The following is a 12,779-nucleotide window of genomic DNA, read 5'->3' as shown; positions in this document are numbered from 1 at the left end:
CTGAAAAAGACCAGTATCGAGGAAACTCCCATGTCCGCCCGCTCCGGTGCCTTTTCTGCAACGTCCGAACCATCTCTGGCGCGCACCGGCGTGCTTTTGATGCTGCTCGGCATGCTGATGTTTGCCCTGAATGATGTGATGGGCAAATGGCTGGTATCGACTTATTCCGTCGGGCAGGTTGTGTTTGTCCGTAGCGTTGCCGCGTTGATCGTTCTTGCGCCCTTCCTCTGGTTCTCAGGGCCGAAGAAAATCATGCAGGTCGACAAGCCATTCCTGCAATTTGCGCGTGTTGCGGCGTCAACGGCCGAGATTTTTGCGTTCTATTTTGCGGTGGTCTATCTGCCGCTGGCGGATGTGATGACGTATTGGCTGGCGGCTCCGATTTACGTTGCGGCGATTTCACCCCTTGTGCTGAAAGAGCCGGTCGGCTGGCGGCGGTGGAGCGCGATTGTCGTTGGCTTTATCGGCGTTGTCATCGCACTGGAACCCTCTTCACAGGCGCTGACGCCGCAAGCCATTATCTCGATTTTGGGCAGCATGACCTTTGCGCTGATGCTGTTGCTGGGACGGTCGCTGCGAGGAACGCCCGACACGACGCTGGTATTCTGGCAGATCGTCGGCGCCGGTCTTGCTGGCGCTGCATCGCTCTATTTCGACTGGAAACCGGTCAGCCCGCGTGATCTGGTTTTGTTGGCTATTCTCGGCGTTGTGGCTATGCTGGCCCATATGCTGGTTAATCGCGCGCTCAAGATGGCTGATGCGGCCACGGTTGCGCCGCTGCAATATACGCTTTTGTTCTGGGCTATCGTGTTCGGCTGGCTGGTCTTTGGCGATGTACCGCGGCTGCCCATGCTGATAGGATCAGGATTCATCGTCGCATCGGGTCTGTTCATCTTCTTCCGCGAACAGCAGCTGAAGCGTCAGGGACGGATAAAAGAAGAGCCGGTGGAGACAATTGTCACCGGCTCCGGTGATCCGCTTTGAGGGCAGCCGTCAGGCGTTGACTGGCGCGCCCTTCAGCGAGGCACCAAGAGCATCGAGCAGCTCTTCCGTTCCGCGTCTGCGCATATCTGGCTCGTCGAGCCCATCAAGAAAGGCACCCTGTTCGGTAAGGACAAGCTTTGTGCCGGTTCCCTCGGGTTTCAGTTCCATTGTTGCAACCGAGACAGAAATGCGCTTGTCGTCGATATACATATCATAGGTATAGATGATGCGCTGGTCAGGCACGATGTCCTGATAGACCGCATCATAGGTATAAACAGGACCGCCCTTTGGTCCGCCGCGATTGATCTCATGACCACCAATCCGAAAATCCATCTCGAATCTCGCGGCACTCTCATCCGGCCCGGCAAACCATTTGCTCTTGGCTGTCTTATCGCTAAGGGCAAAAAACACCCGCGTCGGGGCCGCCGCATAGCTGCGCTCGATAACAAATGTATCGTGTTTTACCGATCGGTTGGTCATACTTCTGCTCCCGATTATTGATTGTCATCGCTGGCGAGAAAATCGCCCAGCCGGTCAAGCCGGCGCTCCCAAGATTTGCGCCGCTCGTCCATCCACTGTTCTGCCGTTCGCATGGCTGTCCATTCAATATGGCAGGTACGCACACGGCCGACCTTTTCCGTACGGATCAGGCCACTGTTCTCAAGCACCTGCAAATGCTGCACGACGGCGGGCAGGGACATGGTCAACGGTTTGGCCAGTTCACTGACGGAGGCCGGGCCACGGCTCAGCCGTTCGACCATGAAGCGCCGGGATGGGTCTGCCAGCGCCTGGAACATGAGATCAAGTGGTGTCTGTTGGTTAAGCATACACTTAAGTATATCTGCCGCCTGAATTTGTCAACGGAATTTGCCGGGCCTGCTGATTTAAATGCTTTCGTGCCTGTTATGAACAAGCGCTTCTTCAAAATGGTTGACCGCCTTCTCGAATTTATCGCGGCAGCCGGTATTGCAAAACCCACTACGGCACCCTTGTAGAGGGTGAGACTATCTTCCTTGATGGGATCGCCCGACCATGGGCAGGCCGTGTTGACGGCATCACCGATTTTCAGTTCTGACATAATATTTCCTCCCTTAACCCAGATCGATGCTGATATCGGTTCGCACGGAGTTGGCGATAAAGCATTGCTCATGCGCTTCGTGATGCAAATGCTCTTCCGTGGCTCGATCCGGTGCAGAACCAGCATAGGTCACATGTGGTTTCAGCACGACCTTGCTGACAAAGAGCTTGCCATTTTCATTCTTGCCAAGTTCCCCTGACGCTTCGTCGCGATATTCATCGACAACGAAACCGCCCTTTGCGGCACCTGACAGGAAGAACAACATGTGGCAACTGGAGAGGGAGGCAACAAAGGCTTCTTCAGGATCGACATTCTCCGCCGCCGAATAGGGCAGGCGCACAATATGCGGCGATGATGAAGCGGGCACTTCCGCCCCGCCGTCAAATTGCCAGACATGGGCGCGGCTATACTTGTTGTCAGTAAAAATGGCATCTGAAGCACGGCTCCATAGAACCGTCGCGCTGAATGAGGTCATGGAGGCGTTTCCCGAATCTGTTGTTGATGGATTGACGGAAGCTTGTCAAAGCTGCCAGCAATTGTCGACAGGAAGTTGGAGAAGCAGTGAAACGCCTTACTCGGCGATGAACCTGTAGCCGACGCCAGCCTCTGTCCTGATAAACTGCGGATGGTTCGGATCTTCCTCAATCTTGGCCCTGAGCTGGCCGACGAAAACCCGGAGATAATGCACGTCTTCGACATGCGCAGCGCCCCACACGGACGCCAGAAGCTGGCGATGCGTCACAACAAGACCGGGGTGCAGGACAAGATGCACAAGAAGCTGGTACTCCTTGCGGGTCAGATGAAGTTCCTCGCCCTTGAGCGTGACCACCCGCTTCGCCATATCAACAGCAAGGCCATTCCACTCAAAGCGCGAGGGAACGCTGGTCCCGGCCACTTTCTGACGCAGGGCAGTTCGCACCCGCGCCAGCAATTCACCAATGCCGAAGGGCTTTTCGACGTAATCATTGGCACCGAGGTCAAGCGCTGCAATCTTCTCCACTTCGCGGTCCCGCGCCGATAGAACGATAATCGGTACTTCGGAAAAGGCCCGTACAGTTTTGATGACTTCCTTGCCGTCCTTGTCAGGAAGACCAAGATCGAGAATGACGAGATCGGGCGCGCTTGTCGCAATCATGCGCTCTGCCTCTGCACCTGTCGTGGCAGTGATGACATCGTAACCGGATGCCGTCAGTGCGGGATGCAGAAAACGCTGAATTTGCGGTTCATCATCGACCACAAGAATGCGGTTCTCGTTCATGCAGCCGTATCCTCGTTCTTGGTCTCGTCAAAAATAGGAAGCCGGATAATAAACCGCGTGCCACGCTTACGGATAGCAGGACTTTCGGCTTTGATTGTACCACCCATGGCCTCGACAAAGCCTCGGCAAATGGAGAGGCCAAGCCCGGTGCCTGCAGCTCTTCCATCGCCTTTTACGCGCCGGTAGAACTTCTCGAAGATGCGATCAATATCCTTTGCCGGAATGCCTTTTCCCTGATCAGTGACATTGATCACCACACCTGTTGCATCTTGCTTTGCATAAACCGAAATCGCGCCCTCGCCACCATATTTGGCGGCATTGTCGAGCAGATTGAACAGCACCTGCCCGAGCAGGGAAGAATCGCCACTCGCCGTTGCAAGGTCAGGAGCAATGCTGATGTCAATCGCAACACCGGGTTTGAGCTTCTTCATGCGCTCCACCGAGGAAACGATGACATCGGCTGCGTCGACGGGGCTGCTCTTGACCTTGAGCGTACCAGCCTCGATGCGCGTCATGTCAAAGAGGTTGGAAACAAAGCGTGTCAAACGCCCCGCTTCTTCTTCGATGGAAAGCAGAAGATCATCACGGCCTTCCGGTTTGATGCGGCCGCCAAGCTCGCGCAGCGTCGTGACCGCGCCTGTGATCGAAGCCAGCGGGGTTTTCAGATCGTGCGAAAGGGAAGAGAACAGCGCAGCATGCAGTTGTTCGCTCTCCTGCAGCGCCGCCGTCTTGGCGTTTTCCCGAACCAGCAATGCACGATCAATGGCAATTGCCGTCTGATCCAGAATCGCGGTCAACATGCGATCCTCGTTTTCGGTCAGCGATGCCGGATGCTCCAGCATGGAAAGGCCAAGAACACCCGCGACACCGTGCGATGTGAGGATGGGCAGGAACTGCCAATGGATTTGCGGCAGCGTGCCCGTGTCATGCCCGGACCGTTCATTCTTTTCGAATGCCCAGCGGACGGCAGTCATATCCGTATTATCAAGTGTCAGGTCCGGCGGCCACGCCGTTTGCAGCGAGAGATCACCCTCTTCCGGCAGCAGGATAACAACGCCTGTGCCAAACGTTGAATGCAGGTGCATGGCGGCGGCCACAAGCACGTCGTCAAGCCGGGCGGTGCCGGAAAGCTTGCGGGAAAATTCGTAGAGCGCCTGCGTATTCTTGGCCTGATTACGCGACCGGGCCACCTGATCACGCAAACGTCCGGCGAGATCGCCGATCATCAGCGCCACACCAAGGAAGATGATCAGCGAAAACAGCTGATGCGGCTTGGCGATGCTGAGATTGTGGATCGGGTCAATAAAGAAGTAGTTGTAGAGGACGAATGACAGGCCAGCCGCAATGATGGCGGCGAAACGTCCGCTCGACATGGCTGAAAGGATGACCGCCACCAGATAGAGCATGGAAAGGTTTTGCGGATGCACAATTTCACTGGCGCCAAGCCCCAGAAGTGTCGTTGCAGCGGTTGCCACGACAGGAATGGCGATGGATTCCGCAAGCTCGCGTCTTGAGCGTTTTTGCGGCGCAGGCGGGACGTAGGGTTTGTCCTGTTCGTCGCCGGTTACAATATGCACGCCCACATCGGTGAAGCGTTTCACGATTTCATCGGGAAGCGACCGGCGGAACGGATTGGCAAAGCGCTTGCCCTTGGGGCGGCCCAGTACGACTTGTGTGACGTTTTCACGCCGCGCAATACGGAAGATTTCATCAACAAAATCCCCGGCGATCACACGCCGTGTTTCCGCACCCAGTCTTTCCGCCAGATCAAGCAACTCATCGAGGCGCTGGTTTGCACCAATATCCATGCCGGCGTCGCTGGTCTTGGTCAGCGAAACCACCAGCCAGCGTGCATTGAGACCGGAAGCGAGACGACTTGCAGTGCGCACAACCTTGTCGGACAGGCTGTCAGGACCGACACAGACCAGCAGCCGCTCTCCGGTAGCCCATGGGCCTTCAATGGCGTTCTGCCGCAACAGATCGATCATCTGGTCATCAACACGGTCGGCAGTGCGGCGCAGCGCAAGCTCGCGCAATGCTGTCAGATTGGCTGGCTTGAAAAAGCCCACGGCAGCGCGCTCGGCATTGCCGGGCAGGTACACCTTGCCCTCTTTCAGGCGGGCAATGAGTTCCGCTGGCGGCAGGTCGACGAGCAGCACCTCATCGGCACGCTTTAGCACGACGTCAGGCACGGTCTCGCGCACAATCACGCCGGTAATCTTGGTTACCAGATCAGACAGACTTTCCAGATGCTGGACATTCATTGCCGTCCAGACATCGATCCCCTGCCAGATCAATTCTTCAATGTCCTGATGGCGCTTGGGGTGGCGGCTGCCCGGTGCATTGGTGTGAGCCAACTCGTCAAGCACCAGCACTTTTGGCTTACGTACCAGTGCCGCATCCAGATCGAACTCTTCCAGCGAGCGGCCGCGATAACCGATCTGCTTGCGTGGTAATACTTCCAACCCGTCAAGAAGCTCAGCTGTTTCAGTGCGGCCATGCGTTTCAGCAAGGCCGATGACGATATCAACGCCATCCTCTTTCAGGCGGCGCGCGCGCAAGAGCATCGCATAGGTTTTGCCCACGCCGGGAGCAGCCCCCAGAAAAACGGTCAACTTGCCGCGCGTTTCACGCGTGGCAAGCTCAAGCAGCTTATCAGGATCGGGTCGTGTCTGTTGACCGTAGTCGGCCATATACGCCTCGGATTGGTGTTTTCAGATCGTCGGATGAAATGTTAAACGCCAGAACGTTTACCCCAACCTCACCGAAAATGCCAAGGGCAGGATGCCGCGTGTTTGCAGCTACCAGCGCAGAAATTACGTCCGCTGGCAAGGTTGCCGGTCAAACTGCGACAGCACATCTATTGACGCTATGATCAGGTGCATTAAAAGTCCGCGCCAGTTCGATCAAGCAGGAATAACGACCGTGATCCGCCATATTGTATTCTTCAGTGCCCGCAATCCCGAAGATGTCGACACAATCCACACCCGTTTGAAACGGCTTGGAGAAATTCCGCATTCCATCGTTTTTGAGGTCATGAAGAACACCAAAACCGATCCAATCTCCGGCGAGATTGACATCGTTGTCTATGGCGAATTCGAAAGCGCCGAAGCCTTGGCGGCCTATAAGGCACACCCGATCTACAGTGAAACGACAGCTGTTGTGCGTCCCTTGCGCGAGTTGCGCATCTCGGCGGACGTGGTTTCCACTATCGCTTAAGCCTCACCGGTACCGGAAATACTCTCCAGAATGGGACAGTCCGGCCGCTGGTCGCCATGGCAATGGGCGACCAGATGTTGCAGCGTATGTTGCAGCTCGCGCAGTTCGGTGATCTTGCGGTCGATCTCCTTGAGTTTCGTTTTCGCTATGGTTTTGACATCGGAACTCGCGCGCTCCTTGTCTTCGTAAAGCGCCAGAAGCTGACGGCATTCTTCCACGGAAAATCCAAGGCCGCGTGAGCGTTGCAGAAAACGCAGCTTGTGCACATCCGACATCGAATAGTCCCGATAGCCATTGTTTGATCTATCGGGCTTGAGCAGCCCGATATCCTCATAATAGCGAATGGTCTTGGGCGGCAGACCTGATTTTTCCGATGCGTTGCCGATATTCATGGGAACCTCACAGTTTCAGCGTCCGCAGCCGCAATGCATTGGCAATAACCGATACGGAAGAAAGGCTCATTGCCGCTGCTGCCAGCATGGGCGAAAGCATTGCCCCGAAGACGGGGTAGAGAACACCGGCTGCAACCGGCACACCAAGCACATTATAGACGAAGGCGAAGAACAGGTTCTGCTTGATGTTGCGGATCGTTGCGTCAGCCAGATAACGAGCGCGAACAATGCCGTTAAGATCGCCCTTCACCAGGGTGATACCGGCGCTTTCCATGGCTACATCCGCACCGGTGCCCATGGCAATGCCGACATCGGCTGCCGCAAGCGCAGGCGCATCGTTGACGCCGTCACCGGCCATGGCAATCTTTGCACCCTTTGCCCGCAACTCATCGACCAGCTGTTTCTTGCTTTCGGGCAGCATGTCCGCGCGCACCTCGTCAATGCCGAGCTGTGAAGCAACCGACTGTGCTGTTATACGGTTGTCACCGGTGGCCATGATGATCCTGAGGCCAGCCTTATGCAGAAGGCGGATGGCTTCCGCCGTTGTGGACTTGATGGGATCAGCCACGGCAATGATACCGGCAGCCTTGCCATCGACGGCAATGAAAAGCACGCTCTTGCCGCCTGCGCGCAATGTATCCGCCTTGCCGCTCAAGGAAGCGATATCAGCACCGATATCCTGCATCATCGCTCTGTTGCCCAAGGCGACAGTCCATTTCTCAACGGTACCGGAAACGCCCTTGCCCGTGATCGCCTCAAATTGCTCCGCCTTGAGCAAAGCGAGATTGCGTGTCTTCGCACCCTCGACAATGGCTTCGGCAAGCGGATGTTCCGAACCCGTTTCGAGTGTCGCCGCAAGGACGAGCAATTGGTCGTCAGGCAGTGAACCAGCCGAAACGATATCGGTGAGTTTCGGTTTGCCTTCGGTCAGAGTGCCTGTTTTGTCCACGATCAGCGTATCGACGCTGGCAAAGCGCTCCAGCGCTTCCGCATCCTTGATTAAAACACCGGCCTGCGCACCTCGTCCCGTGGCGGTCATGATCGACATGGGGGTCGCAAGACCCAGCGCACAGGGGCAGGCGATGATCAGCACCGAAACAGCAGCCACAAGGCCATAGATCATGCCGGGTTCAGGCCCGAACCATGCCCATGCAATAAACGAAACAATGGCAACGAGGACCACCGCCGGTACAAAATAGCTGGCCACCCGGTCCGCCAGTCCCTGAATGGGCGCGCGTGAGCGCTGGGCGGTCGCAACCATGCCGACGATCTGCGACAGGACCGTATCGGCGCCCACCTTTTCCGCCTTGATCAGCAGCGTGCCGTTGCGATTAAGCGTGCCGCCCGTCACCATATCGTTCTCGGTCTTTTCGATGGGGAGCGGTTCGCCCGTGAGCATGGATTCGTCTATGGAAGAACGGCCTTCCAAGACGATGCCATCCACGGGAACGCTTTCGCCTGGACGCACCCGCAACCGGTCTCCGGCCACCACCTCATCCAGCGGAATATCGTTTTCCGTGCCATCAGCAGCCACGCGGCGCGCTGTTTTTGGTGCAAGATCAAGCAATGCGCGGATCGCCGAGCCTGTACGTTCACGCGCTTTCAGCTCGAGAATTTGCCCGAGGAATACCAGTGTAACGATAACGGCAGCGGCTTCGAAATAAACCGGCACAGCGCCGCCATGCATGCGGAATGCATGCGGAAAAATGTCGGGAAACAGTGTCGCTACGACACTGAAAGCATAGGCCGCGCCGACACCGATTGCGATCAGCGTCCACATATTCGGGCTGCGATTGACGAAGGAAGCCCATGCCCTTTCAAAGAATGGTATGGCTGCCCACAGAACAACCGGGGTTGCCAATACAAATTCCAGCCACCCTGCGCGGCTTTCGCCAATCCATTCACGGAACGGCAAGCCAAGCATCGGGCCCATCGTGATCAACAGCAGTGGTACAGAACACAGCGCGCTGATCCAGAACCGGCGGGTGAAATCCACGAGTTCAGGGTTGGGGCCTTCATCGCCTGTCGGTATACCCATCGGCTCCAGAGCCATGCCGCAAAGCGGGCACGCGCCGGGACCATCTTTGATGATTTCCGGATGCATCGGGCAGGTATATTGCGTGCCTGCGGGCACAGGCTTTGGCGCTGGCCGGTCACCGAGATAATCTTCAGGTGCCTTTTCAAACTTTGCCATGCAGCTTGCCGAGCAGAGATAATATTTTTCATTGTCGTGCCGCAGAAAATGTCTGGCCGTCGCCCGGTCGACAGTCATGCCGCAGACTGGATCAACCGCAGTCAGATAAGATTCGGGGTGAGCAACGAATTTGCTATGGCAACCGGCCGAGCAGAAATGAAACACGCGGCCCGCGTGCTCAGCCGTGGGCTTGCCCGCAGCAGGGTCCACCAGCATGCCGCACACGGGATCACGGACGACATCCGTCTCATCCTTATGCGTGCTGCAACAGCTATGCCCGTGGGTGTCATGGGCATGATTGTGATGGGCGGAATGGTCATGTTTCATGATAGAACTTTCGACATGGGTAATGAGATAGTGATGCAAAGGTAATCTTTCCAGTAACTGGAAGGTCAAGGCCTGCTCGAAAGTTTCTTGGAAAAATGAAAAGCCCGGCATTTCTGCCGGGCTTTTTTGTCTGCGGGAGGATGTGGCGATCAGCCGGAGCGCGCCATATCGAGCTGGTCAGGGTCGCCCATCTGTCCGGCTTCCCAGCCCAGAATGGCGCGTTTGCGGGTCAGGCCCCAGTGGTAGCCGGTCAAAGCGCCCGATTTTCCAACGGCGCGATGACACGGAACCACAAAGGAGAGCGGATTGGCACCAACCGCAGCACCAACAGCGCGGGAAGCCTTGGGCGAACCGATGTCCTGAGCAATATCCGAATAGGCACAAGCCCTGCCCATAGGGACCTTCAACAGGGCTTCCCAGACGCGAAGCTGGAAGTCCGTTCCGATCATGACAACCTTCAGCGGCCGGTCGGAGCGCCATTCAGCCGGATCAAATACCCGCGCCGCATAGGGTGATGTTGCGTTGAGATCCTCCACATAGGTGGCATTGGGCCAGCGCGATGTCATATCGCCTAAAGCTTCACGCTCCTGGCCCTGATCGGCAAAGGCCAGACCGGCGAGGCCGCGATCTGTCACCATGACCAGTGCGCGGCCGAATGGCGAGATATGGAAACCATAGCGGACGATGAGCCCCGCGCCGCGCGTCTTGTAATCGCCGGGGGACATGCCTTCATGGGTGACAAACAAGTCATGCAGGCGGCTCGGACCGGAAAGGCCTGTTTCATAGGCCGTTTCAAGCAAAGGCATTCCTTCGTCAAGCAGGCGCCGTGCATGATCGATGGTCACTGCCTGCAAAAAGCCTTTCGGTGACAGACCTGCCCAGCGGGTGAAAAGCTTCTGCAATGCTGTCGGCGATAGACCCGCATCCTTGGCCAGTGTTTCAAGCGATGGTTGATCGCGATAATCCTCGCTGATTCGCTCGATGATATGGCTGACGATGGCATAGTCATTGCCTGTCGGCGTGATGTCATTTTGAAGTATGGCATGGGGTTTCATGATCTTTACCTCATTCAGGCCTGTGCCGGGTGCGTTACATCGCCAAGGCCGGTTCAAGGCTTTCAATTCATCTGAAGCACTTCATGCAAATAGGATGGACATAAAGGGCTCTGTTGAGTGTCATATGACCATGCAGGTGCCTGATCTGCCACCCGATTCTTGCACCTTGTGAAAACTATCGGCCCTTGGCTGTGGCCAAAGCACGCGTAAAGGCCGATGCAAAGCTTTCGCGGTCATCGGGATTGAGAAATGAGCCGATTGTAACGGCCTTTCCCTGTCCCTCGACGCGCATGGACGTAATGCCAATTTCCTCATGACGGGCCACGCTGAACCGCGTCCAGAAGGGGTTGAACTCGTGTAGTTTCGTGCGTCCTGACGGCGCTACCTGTTTGATCTGCAATGTTATGCGCGAAACGCTGACCTCTTCATGGGCTTTCGCTGCCGAATAATTCATGCGGAAGGCAAGGTAGACCAAAAGCACATCAAGCCCGAAGAAGCCGAAAACAGGCCATGCGCCGAGCGAAAGGAAGAACAGTCCGGTCAGAAAACTGGAGCCGCCAATAGCAGCCATGACAATGAGAAACCCTTTTTGTCCAAGCGAGCGGTGCGGCACAAGAAGGGCGCGGAAGATTTCCTCTTCATTGCGCACGGCAGCGTCAATTGGGTTCATTGTTTGGCTCATGACGCTTGAGTATAGAAGGGTCATGGAAAATCCCAAGAGCAAAGTTGATCAGATTGACGTGAGTGCAATTGCCGGAAAAACGGCAAAGAAGCCACGTCTTGTCGCGGGTACGCGCTATACGGCTGATGAGATTCATGAGATTTTTCGCCGGTTCTCCATCCAGCGCCCAGAACCCAAGGGCGAGTTGGAACATGTCAACGCCTTCACACTGCTTGTCGCGGTTGCGCTTTCCGCTCAGGCAACCGATATCGGTGTCAACAAGGCAACACGCGCCCTGTTCAAAGTGGCCGACACGCCGGAGAAAATGCGCGATCTTGGCGTGGAAAGTGTCGGAGAATATATCCGTACCATTGGCCTTTGGCGCAACAAGGCGAAGAATGTCATTGCCCTCTCGGAAGCTCTGATCCGCGATTATGGCAGTCAGGTGCCGGATGATCGCGACGAACTGGTCAAGCTTCCCGGTGTGGGCCGCAAGACGGCCAATGTCGTGCTCAGCATGGCGTTCGGACAGGCAACGATGGCTGTCGACACGCATATATTCCGCATCGGCAACCGGCTTGGCCTCGCTCCCGGCAAGACGCCGGATCAGGTAGAAGCCAAGCTGATGAAAATCATCCCGGCGGAATATCTTTATCACGCCCATCATTGGCTGATTCTGCATGGCCGCTACGTCTGCAAAGCCCGTAAACCGGAATGCACCGCCTGTGTCATCGCCGATATCTGCAAATCAGCCGAGAAAACATCGGAAATGCCAGCGCCGCTGGTGCCTCTGCCGCCGCAAGTCTTCTAGCGCAATGCGGCAGGGGGTTCCGACTGCGCGACCGCCTTGTGCAGATGCACCATCATGGCGGCTGCAAACAGCGGCGTCAGCAGGTTGAGGATGGGGATAGCCATAAAGGCTGCAATCACAAGACCAGCCAGAAACACCGTTATTGAATGTTTTGACCGCAGCGCCTTGGCTTCCATTTCCGGGCGAAACCGCATGGCGGCAAATTCGAAGAATTCGCGACCGAGCAGATAACCGTTGACCACGAAGAACGCGATGATGTTGACGCCGGGGATCAGCAGCATCAGCAGAGCGATGATATTCCCGATGATAACGACGCCCATAAATTTCAGCGAAAGCACGAAGGAGCGCAGCACCGGCAGCGGGCGGCCTCTTGGATCGAGCGGATAATCTGACTTTTCCACAACTTCCGCCACGTCGTCGAGAAACAGCCCGGCAACGATGGCTGAAACCGGAGCAATCAGCAGTGCCAGCCCCAGTGCAAGGACAATACTGGCAAGAATTGCTGCAATAAAACCAAACCAACCGGCCCAGGATGGCAGATCTGGCATCCACTGATCGAAAAACGGCAGAGCCAGCACTTCAAACAATTCCCGCAGTCCAAACCACGCTCCGATGAGCAGCAGAATGGTCATCCCGAGTGATTTCCACAGCACGGATCGAAATTCCGGCCGAAACAGATGGCTTGCGGCGGCGCGTGCGCTTTCAAAGATCATTGTGCCATCATCCTTTTTGGCCACTCGGGAACTTCCGACATAGGGAACGACTTCGGCACAGACAAGGCGGTGACACTTATTGGGGGT

At 56.3% G+C, this 12,779-nt stretch carries 14 protein-coding genes and 1 pseudogene; 3 read left to right on the top strand and 12 right to left on the bottom strand.

All coding sequences use genetic code 11. The features are described from left to right. The first annotated feature begins 30 nt into the window (after positions 1 to 30). Positions 31 to 984 (top strand): DMT family transporter, encoded by a 954-nt coding sequence (locus BLU05_RS08355; protein ID WP_091879189.1) that lies wholly within the window; start codon positions 31 to 33, stop codon positions 982 to 984. Positions 985 to 993: 9 nt separating this feature from the next. On the opposite strand, the gene BLU05_RS08350 is transcribed toward BLU05_RS08355, so the two are convergent. The 7 genes and pseudogenes from BLU05_RS08350 to BLU05_RS25920 form a co-directional block, all read right to left on the bottom strand. Further along, entirely contained in the window at positions 994 to 1,464 is a 471-nt protein-coding gene (locus tag BLU05_RS08350) for an SRPBCC family protein (protein ID WP_091879188.1), read from the bottom strand. 14 nt (positions 1,465 to 1,478) lie between these two features. Continuing rightward, a complete protein-coding gene (locus BLU05_RS08345) occupies positions 1,479 to 1,811 on the bottom strand; it encodes an ArsR/SmtB family transcription factor (RefSeq protein WP_091879186.1) in 333 nt (110 codons plus the stop codon). Between the two features lie 57 nt (positions 1,812 to 1,868). After that, positions 1,869 to 2,062: pseudogene (locus BLU05_RS26405) on the bottom strand (glutathione S-transferase). A 13-nt stretch (positions 2,063 to 2,075) separates the two neighbouring features. After that, complete coding sequence (locus BLU05_RS08335) at positions 2,076 to 2,537, bottom strand: OsmC family protein (protein WP_091879185.1); 462 nt, start codon at positions 2,535 to 2,537, stop codon at positions 2,076 to 2,078. Between the two features lie 96 nt (positions 2,538 to 2,633). After that, the gene (locus tag BLU05_RS08330; protein ID WP_091879183.1) at positions 2,634 to 3,320 is read right to left on the bottom strand and encodes a response regulator; all 687 of its coding nucleotides are present in this window, start codon (positions 3,318 to 3,320) and stop codon (positions 2,634 to 2,636) included. Next, positions 3,317 to 6,013, bottom strand: coding sequence for a sensor histidine kinase (locus BLU05_RS08325; RefSeq protein WP_091879182.1), 2,697 nt, complete (start codon positions 6,011 to 6,013; stop codon positions 3,317 to 3,319). Before BLU05_RS08325 ends, BLU05_RS08330 begins: the two co-directional genes overlap by 4 nt. Continuing rightward, on the bottom strand, positions 5,976 to 6,152 hold the full coding sequence (locus BLU05_RS25920) for a potassium-transporting ATPase subunit C (protein WP_139210419.1): 177 nt from the start codon (positions 6,150 to 6,152) through the stop codon (positions 5,976 to 5,978). Before BLU05_RS25920 ends, BLU05_RS08325 begins: the two co-directional genes overlap by 38 nt. Before the next feature lie 93 nt (positions 6,153 to 6,245). Here BLU05_RS25920 and BLU05_RS08320 point away from each other — a divergent pair, with 93 nt between their 5' ends. Then, positions 6,246 to 6,539, top strand: coding sequence for a Dabb family protein (locus BLU05_RS08320; RefSeq protein ID WP_091879180.1), 294 nt, complete (start codon positions 6,246 to 6,248; stop codon positions 6,537 to 6,539). Here the strand turns inward: BLU05_RS08320 and cueR are convergent. From cueR to BLU05_RS08300, 4 genes are all read right to left on the bottom strand, one after another. Beyond that, on the bottom strand, positions 6,536 to 6,931 hold the full coding sequence (gene cueR, locus BLU05_RS08315) for a Cu(I)-responsive transcriptional regulator (RefSeq protein ID WP_091879179.1): 396 nt from the start codon (positions 6,929 to 6,931) through the stop codon (positions 6,536 to 6,538). The two genes, BLU05_RS08320 and cueR, sit on opposite strands and share 4 nt — an antisense overlap. A gap of 7 nt (positions 6,932 to 6,938) precedes the next feature. Beyond that, positions 6,939 to 9,452 carry a heavy metal translocating P-type ATPase gene (locus BLU05_RS08310; RefSeq protein WP_091880178.1) on the bottom strand — a complete coding sequence of 838 codons (2,514 nt, stop codon included), beginning with the start codon at positions 9,450 to 9,452 and terminating at the stop codon, positions 6,939 to 6,941. 149 nt (positions 9,453 to 9,601) lie between these two features. After that, complete coding sequence (locus tag BLU05_RS08305) at positions 9,602 to 10,507, bottom strand: methylated-DNA--[protein]-cysteine S-methyltransferase (protein ID WP_091879177.1); 906 nt, start codon at positions 10,505 to 10,507, stop codon at positions 9,602 to 9,604. A gap of 175 nt (positions 10,508 to 10,682) precedes the next feature. After that, complete coding sequence (locus BLU05_RS08300; protein ID WP_091879176.1) at positions 10,683 to 11,177, bottom strand: DUF2244 domain-containing protein; 495 nt, start codon at positions 11,175 to 11,177, stop codon at positions 10,683 to 10,685. 34 nt (positions 11,178 to 11,211) lie between these two features. On the opposite strand from BLU05_RS08300, the gene nth reads away from it, so the two are divergent. Then, positions 11,212 to 11,979, top strand: a complete 768-nt coding sequence (gene nth, locus BLU05_RS08295) for an endonuclease III (protein ID WP_091879174.1) — start codon at positions 11,212 to 11,214, stop codon at positions 11,977 to 11,979. Here the strand turns inward: nth and BLU05_RS08290 are convergent. Then, positions 11,976 to 12,692, bottom strand: a complete 717-nt coding sequence (locus BLU05_RS08290) for a sulfate transporter family protein (RefSeq protein WP_091880176.1) — start codon at positions 12,690 to 12,692, stop codon at positions 11,976 to 11,978. The two genes, nth and BLU05_RS08290, sit on opposite strands and share 4 nt — an antisense overlap. Positions 12,693 to 12,779 lie beyond the last annotated feature (87 nt).

The sequence above is a fragment of the Phyllobacterium sp. OV277 genome (assembly GCF_900104355.1).
In the GTDB taxonomy this organism is placed as follows: Bacteria; Pseudomonadota; Alphaproteobacteria; order Rhizobiales; family Rhizobiaceae; genus Phyllobacterium.
The sequence above is the reverse complement of the archived record's forward strand: the minus strand, read 5'-3'. Positions and strand labels throughout refer to the sequence as shown.